18 protein-coding genes and 1 tRNA gene are annotated in these 18654 nt (G+C 48.9%); 6 read left to right on the top strand and 13 right to left on the bottom strand.

Annotation, left to right across the window (positions count from 1 at the left end):
• The 4 genes from RYZ59_RS15325 to RYZ59_RS15310 form a co-directional block, all read right to left on the bottom strand.
• The coding region (locus RYZ59_RS15325; RefSeq protein ID WP_318049199.1) for a lecithin retinol acyltransferase family protein at positions 1-410 on the bottom strand (410 nt) is incomplete at its 3' end.
• Positions 411-468: 58 nt separating this feature from the next.
• Positions 469-897, bottom strand: coding sequence for a DUF2787 family protein (locus tag RYZ59_RS15320; RefSeq protein WP_308837100.1), 429 nt, complete (start codon positions 895-897; stop codon positions 469-471).
• Positions 898-944: 47 nt separating this feature from the next.
• Positions 945-1376, bottom strand: coding sequence for a hypothetical protein (locus RYZ59_RS15315; RefSeq protein WP_308837101.1), 432 nt, complete (start codon positions 1374-1376; stop codon positions 945-947).
• Positions 1369-1722, bottom strand: coding sequence for a hypothetical protein (locus tag RYZ59_RS15310; protein ID WP_318049195.1), 354 nt, complete (start codon positions 1720-1722; stop codon positions 1369-1371). The genes RYZ59_RS15315 and RYZ59_RS15310 overlap by 8 nt, the downstream gene beginning before the upstream one ends.
• Positions 1723-2322: 600 nt before the next feature.
• Between RYZ59_RS15310 and RYZ59_RS15305 the strand changes: the two genes are divergently transcribed.
• From RYZ59_RS15305 to RYZ59_RS15295, 3 genes are all read left to right on the top strand, one after another.
• Positions 2323-3642: a tyrosine-type recombinase/integrase gene (locus RYZ59_RS15305; protein WP_318049193.1), complete on the top strand. Its 1320-nt coding sequence runs from the start codon at positions 2323-2325 to the stop codon at positions 3640-3642.
• A 72-nt stretch (positions 3643-3714) separates the two neighbouring features.
• Positions 3715-5646, top strand: coding sequence for a DUF927 domain-containing protein (locus RYZ59_RS15300; protein WP_075208969.1), 1932 nt, complete (start codon positions 3715-3717; stop codon positions 5644-5646).
• Between the two features lie 75 nt (positions 5647-5721).
• Entirely contained in the window at positions 5722-6072 is a 351-nt protein-coding gene (locus RYZ59_RS15295) for a DUF4102 domain-containing protein (RefSeq protein WP_020838595.1), read from the top strand.
• 51 nt (positions 6073-6123) lie between these two features.
• On the opposite strand, the gene RYZ59_RS15290 is transcribed toward RYZ59_RS15295, so the two are convergent.
• Positions 6124-7311 carry a site-specific integrase gene (locus RYZ59_RS15290; RefSeq protein ID WP_318049192.1) on the bottom strand — a complete coding sequence of 396 codons (1188 nt, stop codon included), beginning with the start codon at positions 7309-7311 and terminating at the stop codon, positions 6124-6126.
• 512 nt (positions 7312-7823) lie between these two features.
• Complete coding sequence (locus tag RYZ59_RS15285; protein ID WP_318049191.1) at positions 7824-8144, bottom strand: hypothetical protein; 321 nt, start codon at positions 8142-8144, stop codon at positions 7824-7826.
• A gap of 355 nt (positions 8145-8499) precedes the next feature.
• Between RYZ59_RS15285 and RYZ59_RS15280 the strand changes: the two genes are divergently transcribed.
• Positions 8500-9375 (top strand): restriction endonuclease, encoded by an 876-nt coding sequence (locus tag RYZ59_RS15280; RefSeq protein ID WP_318049190.1) that lies wholly within the window; start codon positions 8500-8502, stop codon positions 9373-9375.
• Positions 9376-9975: 600 nt separating this feature from the next.
• On the opposite strand, the gene RYZ59_RS15275 is transcribed toward RYZ59_RS15280, so the two are convergent.
• The 6 genes from RYZ59_RS15275 to aspA all read right to left on the bottom strand — a co-directional run bounded on the left by RYZ59_RS15275 (position 9976) and on the right by aspA (position 15971).
• A tRNA-Phe gene (locus tag RYZ59_RS15275) sits at positions 9976-10051 on the bottom strand.
• A 296-nt stretch (positions 10052-10347) separates the two neighbouring features.
• Complete coding sequence (locus RYZ59_RS15270; protein ID WP_101743244.1) at positions 10348-10923, bottom strand: transcriptional regulator; 576 nt, start codon at positions 10921-10923, stop codon at positions 10348-10350.
• 36 nt (positions 10924-10959) lie between these two features.
• Complete coding sequence (locus RYZ59_RS15265; RefSeq protein ID WP_318049188.1) at positions 10960-12669, bottom strand: protein-disulfide reductase DsbD; 1710 nt, start codon at positions 12667-12669, stop codon at positions 10960-10962.
• Entirely contained in the window at positions 12645-12992 is a 348-nt protein-coding gene (gene cutA / locus RYZ59_RS15260; RefSeq protein ID WP_003025447.1) for a divalent cation tolerance protein CutA, read from the bottom strand. The genes RYZ59_RS15265 and cutA overlap by 25 nt, the downstream gene beginning before the upstream one ends.
• A gap of 125 nt (positions 12993-13117) precedes the next feature.
• Positions 13118-14419 (bottom strand): anaerobic C4-dicarboxylate transporter DcuA, encoded by a 1302-nt coding sequence (gene dcuA, locus RYZ59_RS15255; RefSeq protein WP_181509695.1) that lies wholly within the window; start codon positions 14417-14419, stop codon positions 13118-13120.
• Between the two features lie 115 nt (positions 14420-14534).
• Entirely contained in the window at positions 14535-15971 is a 1437-nt protein-coding gene (gene aspA, locus RYZ59_RS15250; protein WP_048212919.1) for an aspartate ammonia-lyase, read from the bottom strand.
• Between the two features lie 337 nt (positions 15972-16308).
• On the opposite strand from aspA, the gene RYZ59_RS15245 reads away from it, so the two are divergent.
• Positions 16309-16788, top strand: a complete 480-nt coding sequence (locus RYZ59_RS15245) for an FxsA family protein (RefSeq protein WP_005120978.1) — start codon at positions 16309-16311, stop codon at positions 16786-16788.
• Between the two features lie 46 nt (positions 16789-16834).
• On the opposite strand, the gene yjeH is transcribed toward RYZ59_RS15245, so the two are convergent.
• Positions 16835-18082 carry an L-methionine/branched-chain amino acid transporter gene (gene yjeH, locus RYZ59_RS15240; RefSeq protein ID WP_318049185.1) on the bottom strand — a complete coding sequence of 416 codons (1248 nt, stop codon included), beginning with the start codon at positions 18080-18082 and terminating at the stop codon, positions 16835-16837.
• A gap of 276 nt (positions 18083-18358) precedes the next feature.
• On the opposite strand from yjeH, the gene RYZ59_RS15235 reads away from it, so the two are divergent.
• A complete protein-coding gene (locus tag RYZ59_RS15235; RefSeq protein WP_005120976.1) occupies positions 18359-18652 on the top strand; it encodes a co-chaperone GroES in 294 nt (97 codons plus the stop codon).
• Positions 18653-18654 lie beyond the last annotated feature (2 nt).

Genomic DNA, 18654 nt, shown 5'->3' with positions numbered 1-18654 from the left:
GCAAGCCAGATATCAGGGCACGAATCGCCGGTAACGCAGCGGGCAGTAAACCGGTGGCAGTTAAAGTCGAGCAGGCTGTAAGGATAGTGCTGACCCACTGCCGCCTTTGCCCGTTCAGCGGCCCGCGCACAGCCCTGTGGCGTCAAATCCATACAGTCGGTATACACCGAGATAGCGGAGTTCCAGCCATCGAGCCGGTCAAGAAACCCTTTTGCCTTACTTTTGATAACGGTTCCATCTCCATCAAGATGAACAATATCGCCGTTACCCACATAGATACCGCTGTGTGCGGCAAGGCCAAAAAGCAGTTCGCACTGCACGATACCGCCGTAAGCCGGTTCATCGACGCAGGAGAGAATGCAGTTATCGATAAATGAATCCACGAAGTTAAGCAGTAGAAGCCGGTACATAACATTCAGTTCCTTACTACGGGGGAGAGGGGGGATGCGGGGGAAACGTAGTGAATACTCAGCTTTCCCACAAAATACGGACCGTGAAAACCCCCATCTCGTGGTAAGCCATAAAGTTACTTTCCCATAGCGACCAGAACTCACGGGCGTCGATATGAGAGATATCGCCACAGCGGGAAAGCCAGGTGTACTGATGCGTCCAGCTCACATCGACATCTTTTTCAAGCTCAGGCCACGGATGTCCTGCATAGTGAAAATCGGTGACGTAATCGAACTGCCAGTTTTCTCCGGCAGGGATGAGGCGTATTTCGACCGGATGCCAGCCACCCGTTTCCGGTGAGTATTCAGGGTCACGAAAGTTAATGGTTAATCCGGTGATGGGGTGACGATGAGGCGGTTTCTGCGCGACGATATCCAGAAGCATTTGGGTGAACGACCGGGAGAGCGGCAGCACATAGCCTCCCTGCAATATAGCGGGTGATGACATAGTGAATTTCCTTTTTAAGGGGTATGGAACACAGAAAAAGCGGGGGGTTAGTCCTGACTGAGCGCGGTAAGCTGCGTCATACGATGCTGCCAGTCGGCATAACAGCGGTGCATAAAGAGCCTGCTGCTGTCCGCCTCGATAAGACAAATATCCGGGCTTCTCAGTACAGCGGCAAGAAACCCGGTGTTGTTGGTGCTGCCCTGACCAAATAGTGGGCGAAACACACGCGACGGGAAACTGTCCTGCTGTTGTTCAAGAATGGCGTGAATCGCATCAAGCGCTATCCATTCACGGGAGAACAGCCCCCCTTCGCCATTGGCGGTTAAGCGCAGGGCAAGGCTTCCGGTTTCACCCTCTTTACCCAGCTCATACGTCAGCAGACCCTTACTGTGGGGACTGATTTTCTCGGCGTCCCCACTGTAGAACACGGTATAGCTTTCGGTGGCGGCGGCTTCGGTAGCGATTTTTTTCTTACTCATGGTTCAGCGCCTCAATCAGGTTCTGGAGTTGAGTGATAACGGTTGTGTCCGGGAACATCAGATAGATACCCTGTCCGTTATCACAGACGATACCGAGAAGCAGATACCAGCCATCATCAAGTGCGGTGACGTATTCCGGGTTAGCCAGTGCAACTGCCAGCAGCGGGTCTTCGGGCAGCGTGTCATCATGGTTGAGATGCCAGAGCAGGGTTTCCGTTTCGTTCCAGAAGGCGGTAAAGAGGTTGATATCATCGACGGGGCCAAGGATTTCATTGCTGAGGGACGCCAGTGCGGAGGCGGGCAGGTTGAGAAGGGGAAGACTGGTGGGGGTCGTGATTTTAAACATGATTATCTCCATAATGAATTGATTTACATGGAAATAATATGTGCATAAAAAGAGGTTTTTTACGGTCATAGTCGTTGGTGTGGGTGAGCTTTGTGAATGTACAAAATCAAAGCACCCGCAGGCGTGAAATGTGACGAGTGTCACAATAATAAAAAATGAATAGAGTGTGGTTTTGATTGTGGAAAGGTTGATTCAACCTTAAGTTGGGCTGCATATTGTCAAAACCATTACTTTAATCTATTGATTTAAAAAGTATTAATTTTAAATACCTTATGAGGTCGTTTTTCAGGCGAAAATCGGTGAGGTGTATCACCATTTTCTTATTTCAGAGCCTCAAAAGTTGACTTACTTTGGGCGACGCATCCGGAACACAATTTTTTTATATGGTTTAACGCTATTTTCCCTTTTCCCTGGGCAGGAGTACTCCTGATGAATCATCATGGTCTTTCTGACTTGAGTATTAAATGTCAATGGGCATGTAAGAGCTGATTTTTCATGGGCTTGAAAGTGATGTCACGAATAAATAAGCTTATCCCATTGTTGGCCGACATATTAACTTACTCATTATCATCTGAATTTTCAGAGGACCATGTACATATTATGGATGTTAATTACCCTTTAAATAAAATAACGCAAGCGCTGGATGAAAAGAGCATCGCTGCTGCTCATAAAAATTCCTTCAATGTAGATGCGGAGATTCATGGATATTCCGACCATGGAGTATCTAATGCTATAGAATATTCAGAGGTTGCACCTAAAAATACTGGAGGTGTTTTTACTAAAGCCTTTCTTGATGAATATAAAATCCGTGCAGTACAAACTGGCCGGACTATCGAAGCCAGCGATACAAAATGTACCGGGCTTAAGGCTATATTCCACTCATCCGGACGCATTAAGTTTATTGTCCGCAAAAGTATTCGCGGAAAGAATGTTTACGTTGCAGTAGGAAGTTACCCTGAATTTTCCATTAATAACGCAAGGGAACATGCCTTTAAAATAATTCAGGAGCTTAAGGCTTCCGTTGAGACTTATGGTGAGCGTTTTCTTACGCACAGCAAAATAACGTTTAATGAACTTGTGGAACAGTATGTGAAATGCGTACTTAACACGGGCGTTAAGCGTTCAGCTAACACCGACCTTTCTAAGATCCGTAAATACCTGCGCCCTCTTCTCGGTGACAAAAAGCTGGCAGGTATGACGGAGGCAGATGTTCTGAGCTATCTGCACGATCTCGATCTTAAGCCTGCCACACGCAACCGCCACCTGGCGCTCATTAAAGCGGTCTTTACCTGGGCTATACGCATGGGATACACCAGCCGCTCTCCGGCGCTTTATATCAAAGCGCTGCCTGAAGTGACGTCAGATCGCCGCGCCATGGATGACTCCCAGCTTCAGCGCTGGATGGAAGTCTGTGAGTGCTGGCGTAATGGTAAACCCGATCATGAAGCCCTTGCTCTGCTCATGTTCCTTGCCCTGACGGGGCTGCGTCTGGGGGAAACCCGTCACCTTCGTCTTGAAGATGTGGACTGGAGCCGCAAGGTTATCACCCTTCGCCATACCAAAAACGGCAAACTCCGCCGTTTACCGGTATGTGATAAGGCTTTCGTTCTTCTGACAGAACAGCGTCAGCATCTGGGTGATGAAGGCTGGGTATTTCCGGGCAAGGGGACCGACAATCCGGTTTCTGAGCCGCGTCGCCTGCAAAAACGGCTTTGTGAGGCTGCGGGTATTCCACCGTTCACCATCCATGAGATGCGCCATACCTTTGCGACAAAACTCATTGAGAGCGGGGCCGACATTCACACCGTCAAAGACTTACTGGGCCACAGCACTATCAAAGTGACGGAGCTTTACTTGCACGCTTCCCCGGCGCGTTACCACGAAGCTGTTAACCGGGCGATGAATGTTTTTCCGGCCTAAACAGAATTCCCCCTCAGGCAAGTGAGTTCTGCGCTTTACTGCCTGTGGTTCACATTCAAAAGGAACCTGTAAATGAATAATAAATCAACACCATCCCCCTTGACTACAACGACCCCCGCTCGTTTTGCCTGCAGGAAATTAAATGCATTTCTGGCTCGTCGTGCTCTTCATATGAAGGTGGTAAGAAAAAACCTGAACAAGGCTGCTGCAATCGACATCGATCTCGATGACATTTCTAAGTGCGGATGCCGTGATGGTCTGCCTGAAGGCTTTGTCAATACTGCAAAAGGGCTTTTCTATTATGAAGGAAAAAAATGGTACCAGTTAAGCTCGACCCCCATTCTCCCTGTCTACAGGCATTATTCTGATTGTAAAACGCGCAATATGGGCGTCGAGTTGATGACTATCAACCATGCTGGAGAGTTCGCCTGTGCTGATGTCTCATTAAGTGATGCAATGGTAAAACCTGATCACGTCATGGCTTCTCTGGCGGGCAAAGGTTTTGGTATCTCCCTGACGATAAAGTCTAAAGAGCTTCTGGTGCAATTCTTACAGGTGTGTATGAAGAAATCGCTGGAATTGCCTACTTATCTTGTCGCAGATTCGATGGGTTTTGTGCCTGGCAACAAAGCATTTCTTCACGGCAGTATACCTATCGCGCAGCACCTTTTGGAATTTGACTATTTGATTCCGGCTTCCCGTGTTCCACGAGGGCTTGTCGAGTCGGGAACGCTGGATGACTGGAAAACGATGGTAGCTGAGCTGGTTCATGGCTGGCCTCAGGTCTTTGCATTATCCACAGCTTTTGCTTCGATGCTGCTGTCGTTGTGCAAAATGGATGTCGCATTGTTTCATTTTTACGGGGGGTCAACGACCGGAAAAACAATTCTTCTTCAGCTTCCCATGTCAGTTCACGGCCATGGTGGAGAACCCGGCAGTGCGCCAGATGTGAACATTTTACGCTGGAATACTACAGCGAATGCGCTTGAGAAAAACCTGAGTCGGTATTCAGGGATATTAGCCTGTATTGATGAGTTGGGTGCTTACAAACAGAAGGACTTTGCTTCCTTGCTGTACAATATTACTGCTTCGAAGGGTAAGGATAGAATGAATCAGCATCTGGAGATAGATGAGGCCTTTACCTGGAAAATGTTTATTCTTTCGTCAGGGGAAATGTCTATCCCTGAGAAGCTTGCCACGCAGAAAGAGCAAATTCAGGGAGGGCAGGAGCATCGTGCCATCAGTCTTAACATCCGCTCCGAAGATGCCCGTAAAGACGGTGAGACCTCTGAAGACGTACGTAATCGAGCTGAGAGACTGAAACATGGGTTGTGTGAGACTTACGGCACTGCGGGTAAGGAATTTATTGCCTGCCTTCTAACGTTGAAGGGTGAAAATGATGAGGCCTTATCTTATCAGGAGATGTGTAAATTCATCCAGGGTGCATCAAAAGATTGCTATGGCATTCTGATCGGTGAGTTGCAGAAAGAAGGCTATTCTCTCAGTAATATTCAGAAGCGTGCATTAGAACGTTTTGCTCTGTGCTGGTGCGCTGGGATTCTCGCAACTGAATGGAATATTCTTCCCTTTGATGAGGATGTTATTGCAGATGCGGTAATGAGTGCCGCTCGACGCTGGCTTGATGATAAACCTAACCAGTATAACCCCGTATTGCTGGCTCTTATTGATATTCAGCGTGACCTTGTAAAGCGAGAAGGTGCGCATTTTATCGGTCTTAAAGAACCGGACAACCGTAAACCCGCAAATCACTGGGGGTATATTCATCATGCTAGTGAAGATTTTTTAGTCTTCGCACCTGTATTTGAAGAGTGGTGTCAGAAACATTCCTTAAGCGCCAGTGACGTCGCTAAGGAACTGGTACGTCGAAAACTGCTGCGGGCAGAAAGTAAAGGGCATTACAAAAAGCGTCCTCTTACTGGTATGGACAGGTGTTACTACCACATTAAGCGAGGGTTTATCAGTGCTGATTTGAATTGTGCTTAGAGCATTATCTGAATGTAGTTAACTAACTTATATTTAAACTTATTATTCTGAGTAAATTAACAGAAGGGGAACCCCATGACTGAATTCTGCGAATTAGATGAAAATCACACTTTTCCTGGTGCTATTACAGGCTGTGAAACTTTTCGCCCACCACTTACGCCTTATGGTCTTATCATGACGCAGGCTAAATGCAATTTTTATGGTATCTGTAGGGAAGTGACCGACGGTAAGTATCCTGAATTAAAAGCAATGATTAACCGGAATGAAAACATTCGTTTCTTCACCAGTTATATTTTCAAAGGTAACGTTCGTTATGATTATCTTGGCGAATTTCCAACACTATCAATCGATCAGGCTCGCAATAAAGCCCGATATCTTGCCAGAAGTAATGAGGATGAGACCGATTATGAGCATATCCCGTTCTGACTGATAGCTGAACAGTAAAAAAAGCAGGGGCATTTGCCTCTGCTTTTTTTGTTATCGCAAGGAAGGTAACTGAGCCGTTATCCTTTCCGCCAGTAACTGACTGGTGTTCTGTAAGCGCTGAGGATGAAGATGCGCATACCGTTGTGAAGACTGACTGCTGCGGTGCCCCAGTTGAGCCTGAACGTCATACAGTGTTCCGCCGTAGGACACGATGAGGGCGGCAACCGAATGGCGGCAGGTATGAATACACACTTCCTTGTCGAAAATTCCCGCCCGACGCACGATACGCTGAAAGGCTTTAACCGGGTTACTCAGCGGCATTCCCTGTTTTTTACCAATAAACAACCACGGATTTCCCCGCTGCGTTGGCAGCGTTCTGATTACGTCCATCGCCAGTGAATTAAGATGAACAATCCGTCCATAGCCATTCTTGGTTTCAGGAAGCCATAGGGTGCGTTTAACCGGGTCAACATGCTCCCACTTAGCCAGACGCAGTTCATCACGACGAAGGCCGGTCAGTAACAGCAGTTTGACATAGCGGGCAGCTACGGGGCTGGTATCGTTATCGGCGGAGAGAAAAATACGACGAATTTCGTCCTCGGTGAAATAGCGCTGTCGGGCGTTGTTCTCCCTGAGAAGCTGTACCACTCTTGCCGGATGGACAGAGGTGATGCTTTGCCTTCCGGCCCAGGTAAACACCGCTTTAATCAGTACGATGACACGATTACAGGTTGCTGCTGATAATGAAGTGCTTAACGTCTGCTGGAGGCGGAGAATGCTGGCAGGCGTGATATCGCTAAGCAGCATCTGACCAATGGCGGGACGGATATGATCCCGGTAGCGCTGGAAATCCTTACCCCAGCTACGTTTAGCAGACTTTGCCCAAACCAGATAATGCTGGTTAAAGAGTTCATCAAATGTCATCTCTTGTCTCTTGTTTTCGCGTTCCTGCTTAGGGTCAGTTCCGGTGGCAAGTGAGCGTTTATGTTCCATGGCTATCTTACGGGCAAGACTAACGTCCACTTCAGGCCAGTGACCAATGGCAATGGCGCGTTTTCTTCCGTGGTAGAGATAGCGGAGGAGAAACTTTTTGCACCCCACTCCTTTGCTGACCAGACATTTCAGGCCGGAAATCTCGGTGTCGCTGTATTCGGCATCGGTGCTGCGTGAATCTGATGAGTTTGGGGGCAGGGATTTGATGAGCTGGTTGGTAAAACGGAAGCGTTTTGGACTGGACATATTACCTCCTTTGACTGGTGGAAAGAACGTCAGGGTTGACCCATCCCCGGCACGGCGCTTTTTATGGTTGAGTTGATTTTCTGGTGTGGCTAAGGGAATGCTGGTGCCACATGGTATGAATTAAGACGGGAAATGCAGAAAGAACAGGCTTTACGGTCTGATTCTGGTCTTAAGGGGAAAGATTGCCGTTGGGGAAGAGTTCACAGAAATAATATGTGTTTCAGTCGGGTATAATTACATGCCATAAGGACCAGTAGCGTTGCCTGTATGTGGGGCGGCTATGTGCCAGGAACGGACGTTACTACTAGCTCAAGCAAACCGCTCCTTAGCCCTTAATGAAGAATGGAGGTATTGGTATAAATAGGTGAATATCGGAATATCTCCAACAGGGAAAGGGACGTTTTTAGGGGATAACTATATTATCACCTAGTGGCCGTAAGAATATGCGCAGAGAGAACATATTTCACAACAGCCACCTTAGTTTTATGAAAAATCATAAACCGTAGGAATATTTAAACGCATTTAAACGTCAGGCGAGCAACGCCATTAACAAGTAAGTGTGTATCAATATCAGTTCTGACTTCTTTCATAGATTTATTTTGTACCCTACAGAAATCAGAAGCCTTTTTTGTTGCAGTGCCAATAGCGCCTCGTATACGACCTGCAGCAGGAGCAGCTTCTACCTCAGTGAGGTAGTTCCCATTATTCAGTTTTTTGACATCGGACTGATATGTCAGACCCAGGCCTTGAAACTGTGTTTTATCATTTTGCACAGAGCAACCGCTTAGAAAAGTACCAATTAAAATGGTGGTGGCAATTACTAATGTTTTCATGTAAAGAACAATCCTTATGTATTTGGTTAGTCTCTATTCTACAAACTGAAATACAACATAAATTAAACCAATTGCTATTTATAGATTTGCATACAGCTATCGTATTGAATATTTAGAGAAATAAATCACACTAACCGAAAAACAAGAACGTCAGGTGATCTGTTCCATATGATTCAGAACACATCGATGTAAACATGGATCCCTAACTTCCGCTTCTTGCTCACAGCGGACCTTCTGCTCAGTTAGTTTGGCCGCGTTCTGCCAACAGCGGGACACGCTAATGCTGGTGTACAGGTGCTGACTCATTTCCTCCTTCACTTTCATCCCGTTATACTGTGAAAAAAAGGAGGTAGGCGTGAAACTGAAAATGCAGGATTTGAGGCTGTTTAATCTCGTGTTTGAGAGCGCTCCTGGCTGGATACTTGATTTCTCTAACCGCACCTTGTCTGCTTTTTTTGATGAAGAACTAAACATTGATATTGATGATGAACGTTATCAGGAAGAGGGGACGTCAAAGGCCAAACGAGTTAGATGCCTGAAACAGGCTGATCGTGAGACCGCTCTGCGGGTTCTTGGCGCTCTCTGGCAGTATAAAACGGAATCCATGCCTGAACAGGCTGAACAAAGCCGTAATGACTATCTTGCACTGATTTCCCGCTTAGAAAACGCTGGCACCGATGAAGCCAAAGGCGTAAAGCCTGTTCAGGCATGGCATGGTGTTGACTGGCCTTCACTTATCGCTGAAATGAACGAGATGAAATCTCTGCCGCCACATCCACGTGGTTTTCGGTTTGAAGCCTGGCTTGCTGAACTGTTCAGTATCTTTAAGCTCGCTCCCCGTTCGTCTTTCCGAAACACAGGCGAACAGATTGACGGAAGTTTCCGACTGAATGATGAATTTTACCTGATGGAGGCAAAGTGGCATCAGAAAAGAACGTCGGCTGCCGATCTCCATGTATTTGAAGGAAAGCTCAGTACCAAGGCAACCTGGACACGCGGCGTTTTTATCAGCTGGATGGGGTTTACGCCTGAAGGTCTGACGGCTTTTGGTAAAGGGAAGCGTGTTATCTGTGTCAGTGGTTATGATCTTTACCACTCACTGAGTCATGGAATCCCTTTGCCCGACCTTCTGGACGCTAAAACCCGGCACGCAGCTGAAACGGGAGAGCCCTATGCTGAGTTCGACCGACTATATGCACTGAAGAACAAACAGTTTGGCACGATGAAATAACGGGTTGGGAAGCGGTGACTGCTCCCCGTTGTTTCACACAGAGTGCTGCTAGTAATGCCCGCATATCCCTCCCAGCGGACACTCAGCTTTAACAGTCCAATACGTTTAGCTCAAGTAGTACTACGGATAAACCATTTTATGATGGCGTGGAGGACGGGGGATTCTGGTAACGGTAAGAAATGAAAAGGAAAGAAGAGCTGTTGCAGGTGGACTGACTGGTGAAGATCCCCATGTGATTGGTGGAGGGTATATATTGCCAAGTTTCCCCGCTTGCTATTGGGGATTTCCCCACCTTATTCCCCGCGACAAAATCACGTTAAGACCAGCGGATTAAGGCGAAATGATAATTCCCCCGTTTTCCCCGTGCTTTCTTATTCATAATGAATGATTTGAGAGAAAGGAACCGTAGAGGACCGTAGAAAGACCGTAGCAGTGAGGTTAGGAAAAGGTACATCAGAGAATGTTGAGGTGTCTAAAAGTAACGAACATCTGCGAAAATGGCGAGAAATCCAGCAAACAAATAACGTGTTGCAACGACCAGAAATCTACCGTAGCGAGAAAAGGAAAAAGCCCCACTTTTCAGCGAGGCCTTATGAATAGTGGTGCCCGGACTCGGAATCGAACCAAGGACACGGGGATTTTCAATCCCCTGCTCTACCGACTGAGCTATCCGGGCAACGGGGCGCATTAAACCGTATTCACGCATGCCAGTCAATCAAATTTCCGGAAAAGCTGCTCAAACGCTTAATATTACGGCAATCTGTGCGTTTTTGCCTGAAGTTTGCACAAATTTCCCTGGTAATCCAGGTGGAAGGAGGCGCAACCATGGTGACATGAAGTTGCGTGCTAAGTACGGTGGTTTCTGCTGATTCCAGCTGCGTGGGTGCATGGCAAGACAGAGTGAATAACAGGGTATTTCGCACCACCGTGAAGATGGTGCGGTTTTAGCCGTGGCAGGAAAGGAATGCTCGTTTAGGTCAGCGCCCCGCCCATACGACACTGAGCAAAACGCAGGATATCTTCGGCCAGACGATGTGCTGTTTCTACATCAGCATGGCTGCGATTAACCAGCATGCGACTCAGGCAGCCCTCCAGCACCAGTTCCATCTGTTTGGCGACCATTGCCGGGTCATCAACTTCCAGCGTCGTCAGCAGCTCATGTGTGAAGTCATGTGCTGCCTTTTTCTGCTGATCGGCCAACTGATGGACAGGATGGCCTGGATCGGGGTAAAACGTGCAGGCAGCGATGAACAGGCAACCGGGATAGCGATTATTACTCACGCATTCTGACAGCGCGTTATAGCGTGCCAGTAGTTTCTGCTCAGCGCTCAGGGTGTCATCGAGCAAAAGCTGACGCCGCCAGATATCCACCCGTTGGCTGAGGTAACGCAAGGCATCGTACAGAATGGCCTCTTTATCAGGCCAGAAGCGTTGCAGTTCATCAAGTGGATAATTGACATGCTCTGCCACCATTTCCAGTGTGGTATTGGCTATCCCTTGAACCTCAAGTAATTTCAGGGCTTCTCCCAGGACATCTTCACGTTGCACGGTATTCTCCTCCGTATTTCCTTTTGCAAGTGTCGCTCACGGTTGGCGATCGCGCAAATGCGCACTAAAGGTCGCTGCATCCATAAAGCCCGTTACCCGCGCTTGCGGATGCTCTTTACCCTCGGCATCAAAGAACAAGATAGTCGGCAAACCTAAAACCTGTAGATGTTTCAGGAGAGCGACATCCTGGGCATTGTTTGCTGTCACATCCGCCTGCAATAGCACCGTGTTGCCTAGCGCTTGCTGAACCTGCGGATTACTGAACGTGTACTTTTCAAATTCCTTACAGGCTACACACCAGTCGGCATACAGATCCAGCATGACTGGCCTGCCTTTAGCTTGCGCCAGTGCTTGATTTAACGCATCTACCGATGCCACCGGCGTGAAGTTAAGGTGTGCCTGGGTTTGAGCATGTGGCGCGCCGAACGCCCAATCCTGTAATGGTCGTGCGCTTACTAGCGCCGCAGCTAACAGGACAATCTGCACGATACGCATCCAGCCTTGTTTTGCCTGCAGACTGGTGATGAACGACCAGGCAAAGAATGCCACGCCAAGCAATGACCACAGGCGAACGCCCCACTCATCACCGATAATCCGCTCAAGTAAAAAGACGGGAAGCGCAAGGATGACGAAACCAAAAGCGGTCTTGACGTGTTCCATCCATGGGCCACTTTTCGGTAGCAGGCGGTTACCAAATACGGTAATCAGCATCAGGGGTAATCCCATCCCCAGCGCGTACAGATACAGCGTACCGCCTCCCAGCCACATATTCCCGCTCTGAGCGATATACAGCAAAATCGCGCTCAGTGGTGCCGTGGTGCAAGGGGAACAGATGAGGCCTGCAATCGCCCCCATTGTAAAGACGCTGCCCGGAGAACCGCCCTGCTGGCGGTTACTCATCAATGTCAGACGCGTTTGCAGCGAGGAAGGGAGCTGTAATGTGAACAAGCCGAACATCGACAAGGCCAGCAGCGTAAAGACAATGGCAAGCCCAATCAGTACATAGGGATGCTGTAGCGCGGCCTGGAACTGTAGCCCGGCAGCCGCAACGACCAGACCCAGAGCAGTGTAGGTGAGCGCCATTCCCTGCACGTAGATAAAGGTCAGCAGCAGTGCCCGCCCGGTTGATAAGCGCTGTTTACCACCGAGGACGATCCCGGAAATCAGTGGATACATCGGCAGTACACAAGGGGTAAAGGCAATGCCAATTCCGATCAGCAATGCCCACAGTGCGGAAAAGGGGAGCTGGCCGGCAGGTTGAGATTGTTCTTCCGGCGCGACTGTAACTGGCGTTGGTGCTGGCGTTGCATCTGTACGCGCCATGACTTCACTGAGTGGAACGGTTTTGGTTTCCGGCGGATAGCAAAATCCGGCATCGGCACAGCCCTGGTAAGTGACGGTCAGCGTTGCACCAGATGCGGCCTGATTGATGGTTACCGGAACGTTCAACTGCTTACGGTAAATTTCACTTTTGCCGTAAAACTCATCTTCATGCCAGACGCCTGGCGGTAGCTTTACCTCGGCAATATCAGCCTGAGACGGCGTAATGCTTATCTGTTTGCGGTACAGGTAGTAGCCGTCTTTTACCTGCCATGAGAGGTTCAGGTCATGTTGGTTTTGCTGAAAATCAAAAATAAATGCCCGGTCGGCAGGAACAAACTGCGAGCGGCCAGGCGAATCAAATAATCCGGCAAAAGTGGATGTGCTGCATAGCAGCAGGATCAGCGTAAGGATGCGTTGAGCCATGAGCGGTAATCAAAGTCTCCGTGAGTGACGGGTAAAACCAGAAGTTCAGGGGTTTGATACGGATGATGAGACTTCAGGCAATCGAGAAGCGCTTGCTGGTGCGTGACGGTGGTTTTTAAAATCATCTGGACTTCATATTCCTGCTCCAGTTTACCCTCCCAATAATAGAGAGACGTTGCTCCGGGCAGGAGAGTCACGCAGGCGGCCAGTTTTTCTGCCAGTACTTTGGCTGCCAGATCCTGGGCTGTTGCTTCATCCGGGGCGGTACAGAGCACCACAACGGTATCGGGGATGGAAATATCCTGACTCTTAACATCAAGCATAAACACCTCGAAAGAACAGAGTAACCAGCAAGAGAACGGTAACTATACAACGGACGAGGGAAGGATGTTAGTTAAAGCGAGGCGGGGAGGAACTGCGGGATGCCTAAGCACCCCGCAGGTAAAACTTACAGCATGAAGCTACCCAGCAAGAAGCCGAAGCAGACAGCCAGAACCACACCCAGAGTACCAGGGATGAAGAACGGATGGTTAAAGACGAACTTACCGATACGGGTAGTACCGGTGTCATCCATCTGAACCGCCGCAACCAGAGTTGGGTAGGTAGGCAGAATGAACAGACCAGAAACCGCAGCGAAAGACGCTACAGCGGTCAGTGGAGAAACGTTCAGTGCCAGAGCCATCGGCATCAGTGCTTTAGCCGTTGCAGCCTGAGAATACAGCAGAGCAGAAGCAAAGAAGAAGATGACGGCCAGCAGCCACGGATGGCCCTGAATTACGCTACCTGCAGTATCTTTGATCCAGTCAATGTTGTGAGATACGAAGGTATCACCCAGCCATGCAACACCCAGGATACAAATACAGGCGCTCATACCTGCTTTGAAGGTGCTGGAGTTCAGGATGGAGTCAGTTTCAACGCGGCAGATGATAGTAGTCAGCGTCGCGATGCTCAGCATGATGATCAGAATAGCGTTGGTGGTGTTCATCAGCGGCTTAGCAACCAGACCAAGGCTTGGGCTGTTGACGATGGCGTAAACGACGACACAAACTACGCCCAGCAGGAACAACCATACGGAGGTTTTCGCACCGGCTTTGATTTCAACTTGTCTTTCACCGCGCAGCTCAACCAAACCTTCTTCCAGACGCTTGCGATAAATCGGATCGTCAGACAGTTTGGAGTTGAACAGCATGGTGACCAGGAAGGACATCACCAGCACAGCCAACAGGGTGGACGGAATGACCACGGACAGCAGGTGAATGTAGCTGATACCATGACCTTCCATTACGGAAGACATGTAAACCACGGCCGCAGAGATAGGTGATGCGGTAATCGCAATCTGTGCAGAAACCACAGCAGTAGAGAGCGGACGGCAAGGTTTGATCCCTTGCTCCTTCGCGACTTCAGCGATAACTGGCAGCGTTGCCAGAGAGATGTTGCCGGTACCCGCGAAGATAGTCAGGAAATAGGTCACGATCGGTGCAAGGATCGTGATGTATTTTGGGTTCTTACGCAGCAGTTTTTCAGTTTGATGGACCAGATAGTCCAGACCACCTGCAATCTGCATGGCAGAGATAGCAGCAATAACCGCCATGATAATGGAAATAACATCGAACGGAATATTACCCGGTTTTACGCCAATAGCGGCGAGAACCAGAACACCCAGCCCACCTGCAAATCCAATACCGATACCCCCAAGTCTGGCACCCAAAAAGATTGCCAGCAAAACGATGATAAGTTCTAAAACTATCATATTAGCCTTCCTTGTTGTTTAACAAGTTGATATTAAATTGTTGTTTTTAAGTAACTTAGTGCAAGAAAAAAGGCACGTCATCATGACGTGCCCTCTCTGGTACTACCCTACACGATTACTGTTCGCTTTCATCAGTATAACGTTTTGCTTTATAAGCCGGGTGCATCAGGTTCTGTGCAGAGAAGATATCGTCCAGTTCTGCCTCGGTCAACAGACCGCGCTCCAGGACAACTTCACGCACGCTCTTACCGGTTTCGGCACAAATTTTACCGACGATGTCGCCGTTGTGGTGACCGATGAACGGGTTGAGGTAGGTGACGATACCGATGGAGTTATAAACGAATGCTTCACACACTTCTTTGTTAGCAGTGATGCCGCTAACGCATTTTTCCAGCAGGTTGTAGCAAGCGTTGCTCAGAATGTGGATAGATTCGAACATTGCCTGGCCGATAACCGGTTCCATTACGTTCAGCTGCAGCTGACCTGCTTCAGATGCCATGGTAACAGTGACGTCGTTACCGATGACTTTAAAGCACACCTGGTTTACAACTTCTGGAACAACCGGGTTCACTTTTGCTGGCATGATGGAAGAGCCCGCCTGCAGTTCCGGCAGGTTGATCTCATTCAGGCCGGCACGTGGGCCAGAGGAGAGCAAGCGCAGGTCGTTACAGATTTTGGACATTTTCACAGCCAGACGTTTCAGTGCACCGTGCACCATAACGTATGCGCCGCAGTCGGAGGTGGCTTCAATCAGGTCTTCTGCCGGAACGCAGGCGAAACCGGTTACTTCAGCCAGTTTTTGCACTGCCAGCGGAGAGTACTCTTTCGGTGTGTTCAGACCCGTACCGATTGCAGTTGCGCCGAGGTTAACTTCCAGCAGCAGCTCAGCGGTACGGCCAATGTTTTTCACTTCTTCTTTCAACAGTACGCTGAAAGCACGGAATTCCTGACCGAGGGTCATCGGTACAGCATCCTGCAGCTGGGTACGACCCATTTTCAGGATGTCCTGGAATTCAACAGCTTTTTGCTCGAAGCCTTCACGCAGCTGGTTCAGAGCATCAATCAGTTTGATGATGGATGCGTAAACAGCGATACGGAAACCGGTCGGGTAAGCGTCGTTGGTAGACTGACATTTGTTGACGTGGTCGTTCGGGTTCAGGTACTGATATTCACCTTTCTGGTGACCCATCAGTTCCAGACCGATATTGGCCAGCACTTCGTTGGTGTTCATGTTGACGGAGGTACCCGCACCACCCTGGTAAACATCTACCGGGAACTGATCCATGCATTTTCCGTTATTCAGGACTTCATCACACGCCGCGATGATGGCATTTGCCACGCTCTTAGGAATAGTTTGCAGCTCTTTGTTGGCCAGTGCCGCTGCCTTTTTAACCATTACCATGCCGCGAACAAATTCAGGAATGTCACTGATTTTGTTGTTGCTAATGTAGAAGTTTTCAATCGCTCTCAGAGTGTGAACACCATAGTAAGCGTCCGCTGGAACTTCCCTGGTACCCAACAAGTCTTCTTCGATACGAATGTTGTTTAACATGTGAACCTTCTTTTTCAAGCTGCCAATGATTTGACTAAACACACAGGATATATGTGATTTCGATTGTTTCTCGACCGACGATTATCCCCTGCATCGGTCTGATACCCGAGATCATATGCTGGTTCAGGATTTCTACCGTAATCTGGATCACTTAAAACGTGGAATTTACCCCTTATTTATTATTCTGTGAAATAGATCACCCCTTTAGGATTAACACCAAATATTAGTGTACAAGTAGCTTGAAATTTTGCTAATCACCACAATATTCGAGTGATGCAAGTCACACAATTTTCGAACAGTTGTTGATGAAAACGACTGTTTTCAACAGGAGAGCCCTTTGCGCTGGATACCATTACTTGCCATTTTTCTCTATGTTTACATAGAGATATCTATTTTTATCCAGGTTGCCCATGTGCTGGGTGTCCTGATGACCCTGATTTTGGTTATTTTTACCTCGGTTATCGGTATGTCTCTGGTTCGTAACCAAGGATTTAAGAACTTTTTACTGATGCAACAGAAAATGGCAGCAGGTGAAAGTCCGGCTGCAGAAATGATCAAGAGCGTGTCGCTGATTATCGCCGGCTTGCTGTTGGTGTTGCCTGGTTTCTTCACCGATTTCCTCGGTCTTCTTCTTTTATTACCCCCGGTGCAGAAACATTTGACCATGAAGTTGCTGCCACATTTGCGTTTTTCGCGTATGCCAGGTGGTGGATTTAGTGCCGGAACTGGCGGTGGTGATACCTTTGACGGTGAATTTCAGCGCAAAGATGACGATCGTAACCGTCTTGATCATAAAGATGACGATCGCCGTGACTGACCCAGTAGGCCCGGTAAGCGTTCGTGACACCGGGTCTTTTTACTGATTATTTGGCCTCCGCCATTTTCCGGCTCGGTAAAAATAGCCATAACCCCGCCAGCATAATCAACGCATACAGACTCTTCCAGCCGACCATCGCCAGCAGCAGTAGGCACAGTAGCCCCCCAACTATCGCCAGTACGCGATAGTGCCCTTTTAGCAATCGACACCCCGCCAGCATGCACAGCAGATAAATCATAATAAAGATGCCGTTAGCGTAGACGATTAACGCGTCGAGATTGATTTGCAGCATATAGATGCACAAGGTACTGATGACGCAGCAACCCAATACCGCATTTAGCGCATTACCCGGAAGATGGCGAGGGGACAGGCGAGCCAGATAGCTCTCCGGTTTATATTGTGCTTGCGACCACACCAGACGGGCGAAACTTTGGATATAAATGTTCAGGCTGGCAAAGCAGGCCAGATAACCAATGATGCAGGCAACCCACAGGGCCTGAACGCCAAACAGTTGGACGACGATTTCAGGCAGCGATGCCGCCGCCGCCATCTGTTCACCGTAGGCATCAAAATGCAGCACAACGACGGTACATGCCCAGTACACGGAACCGGCCAGTAGCAGGCCAATCATCAGGGCGCGCGGGAAGTCCCGTTCCGGATTTTTGAATTCAGAGGCCAGGTGTGCGAATGCTTCAAGGCCAACAAAGCACCAGAACATCACCGACAGCGCGGCAAAAAGCCCGGGAAGCTGAATCTTGTCGATGGCAGGAAAGGGGATCTCACTCGGTTTCAGCTCGCCAGCCCACCAGATGGCGACAATCAGCGCGACGATCAGTCCGGCAATCACCGTTTGCAGGTTTGCGCTGGAGCTGGCACCCCGCGAGCCGATGTACCAGACCAATACCAGCGTGCCAAGCTCTGCCAACAGAAGCTGCCAACCATGCCAGCCAAACATCGCCTGGCCAAATCCGGCGGCGATGTGCAATGCCGCAGGTAACCCCACTGGAATTACCGATAAAAAAAGCCATCCGGTAACGCGCTCAAGCCGTGAGCCAAAGGCCATGCCGACAAAATGCGCCACGCCGCCTGCGCTGGGGAAATGACGACCCAGTACGGCGAAGACAATCGCCACGGGAAAGACCAAAACAATCAGCACCGGCCATGCCCACAGGCTGTTGTTGCCAGCAACCAGCGCGGCCAGTGCGGGGACGGCGAAAACGCCTGTACCTAACAATGATGTCGACAACAGGCCAACGCCCTGAGCCAGTCCCAGCTCTTGTTTTAGTCCGCTCATAAGTTGTTATCCGGTTATGCCCATGTACCGGGCTACAGCGCAGATTTTCGATGGTATCACAATAGGATTTGCTTATGACGACGTAGCTGAAATCGTTATGAAATGTGAGGTGTGTCGGTGTTTTGACGGGATTTTCTGCTGATAAAAATTTTTTTTTCGCTTGCCCCCTTGAAGGCACAAAAGCCCATCCCCATCTCTCTGGTCACTAGCCGGGATACCGTTTACGGGCCGGCGTCACCCATAACTGATAAAGACTTTCTCAAAGGAGAGCTATCAATGAGTATTCGTCCGTTACATGATCGTGTGATCGTCAAACGTAAAGAAGTTGAATCCAAATCTGCTGGTGGCATTGTACTGACTGGTTCCGCAGCAGGTAAATCAACTCGTGGCGAAATCATCGCTGTCGGTAAGGGTCGCATCCTGGACAACGGTTCTGTACAGCCGCTGGACGTGAAAGTCGGCGATATCGTCATTTTCAACGATGGCTACGGTGTTAAATCTGAGAAGATCGACAATGAAGAAGTGTTGATCATGTCCGAAAGCGACATCCTGGCAATCGTTGAAGCCTAATC

Origin of the sequence: Citrobacter sp. HN-141, assembly GCF_033341895.1 — a bacterium.
Lineage (GTDB): Bacteria > Pseudomonadota > Gammaproteobacteria > Enterobacterales > Enterobacteriaceae > Citrobacter.
Note: the sequence above shows the minus strand (reverse complement) of the source record. Positions and strands in the feature narration are given on the sequence as shown.

Coding starts and splice junctions, on each gene's coding strand:
- cutA (WP_003025447.1), bottom strand. CDS start 12,992: ATGCTTGATGTTAAGAGTCAGGATATTTCCATCCCCGATACCGTTGTG.
- RYZ59_RS15305 (WP_318049193.1), top strand. CDS start 2,323: ATGGATGTTAATTACCCTTTAAATAAAATAACGCAAGCGCTGGATGAA.
- RYZ59_RS15235 (WP_005120976.1), top strand. CDS start 18,359: ATGAGTATTCGTCCGTTACATGATCGTGTGATCGTCAAACGTAAAGAA.
- RYZ59_RS15310 (WP_318049195.1), bottom strand. CDS start 1,722: ATGTTTAAAATCACGACCCCCACCAGTCTTCCCCTTCTCAACCTGCCC.
- aspA (WP_048212919.1), bottom strand. CDS start 15,971: ATGTTAAACAACATTCGTATCGAAGAAGACTTGTTGGGTACCAGGGAA.
- dcuA (WP_181509695.1), bottom strand. CDS start 14,419: ATGATAGTTTTAGAACTTATCATCGTTTTGCTGGCAATCTTTTTGGGT.
- RYZ59_RS15295 (WP_020838595.1), top strand. CDS start 5,722: ATGACTGAATTCTGCGAATTAGATGAAAATCACACTTTTCCTGGTGCT.
- RYZ59_RS15285 (WP_318049191.1), bottom strand. CDS start 8,144: ATGAAAACATTAGTAATTGCCACCACCATTTTAATTGGTACTTTTCTA.
- RYZ59_RS15265 (WP_318049188.1), bottom strand. CDS start 12,669: ATGGCTCAACGCATCCTTACGCTGATCCTGCTGCTATGCAGCACATCC.
- RYZ59_RS15320 (WP_308837100.1), bottom strand. CDS start 897: ATGTCATCACCCGCTATATTGCAGGGAGGCTATGTGCTGCCGCTCTCC.
- yjeH (WP_318049185.1), bottom strand. CDS start 18,082: ATGAGCGGACTAAAACAAGAGCTGGGACTGGCTCAGGGCGTTGGCCTG.
- RYZ59_RS15315 (WP_308837101.1), bottom strand. CDS start 1,376: ATGAGTAAGAAAAAAATCGCTACCGAAGCCGCCGCCACCGAAAGCTAT.
- RYZ59_RS15290 (WP_318049192.1), bottom strand. CDS start 7,311: ATGTCCAGTCCAAAACGCTTCCGTTTTACCAACCAGCTCATCAAATCC.
- RYZ59_RS15300 (WP_075208969.1), top strand. CDS start 3,715: ATGAATAATAAATCAACACCATCCCCCTTGACTACAACGACCCCCGCT.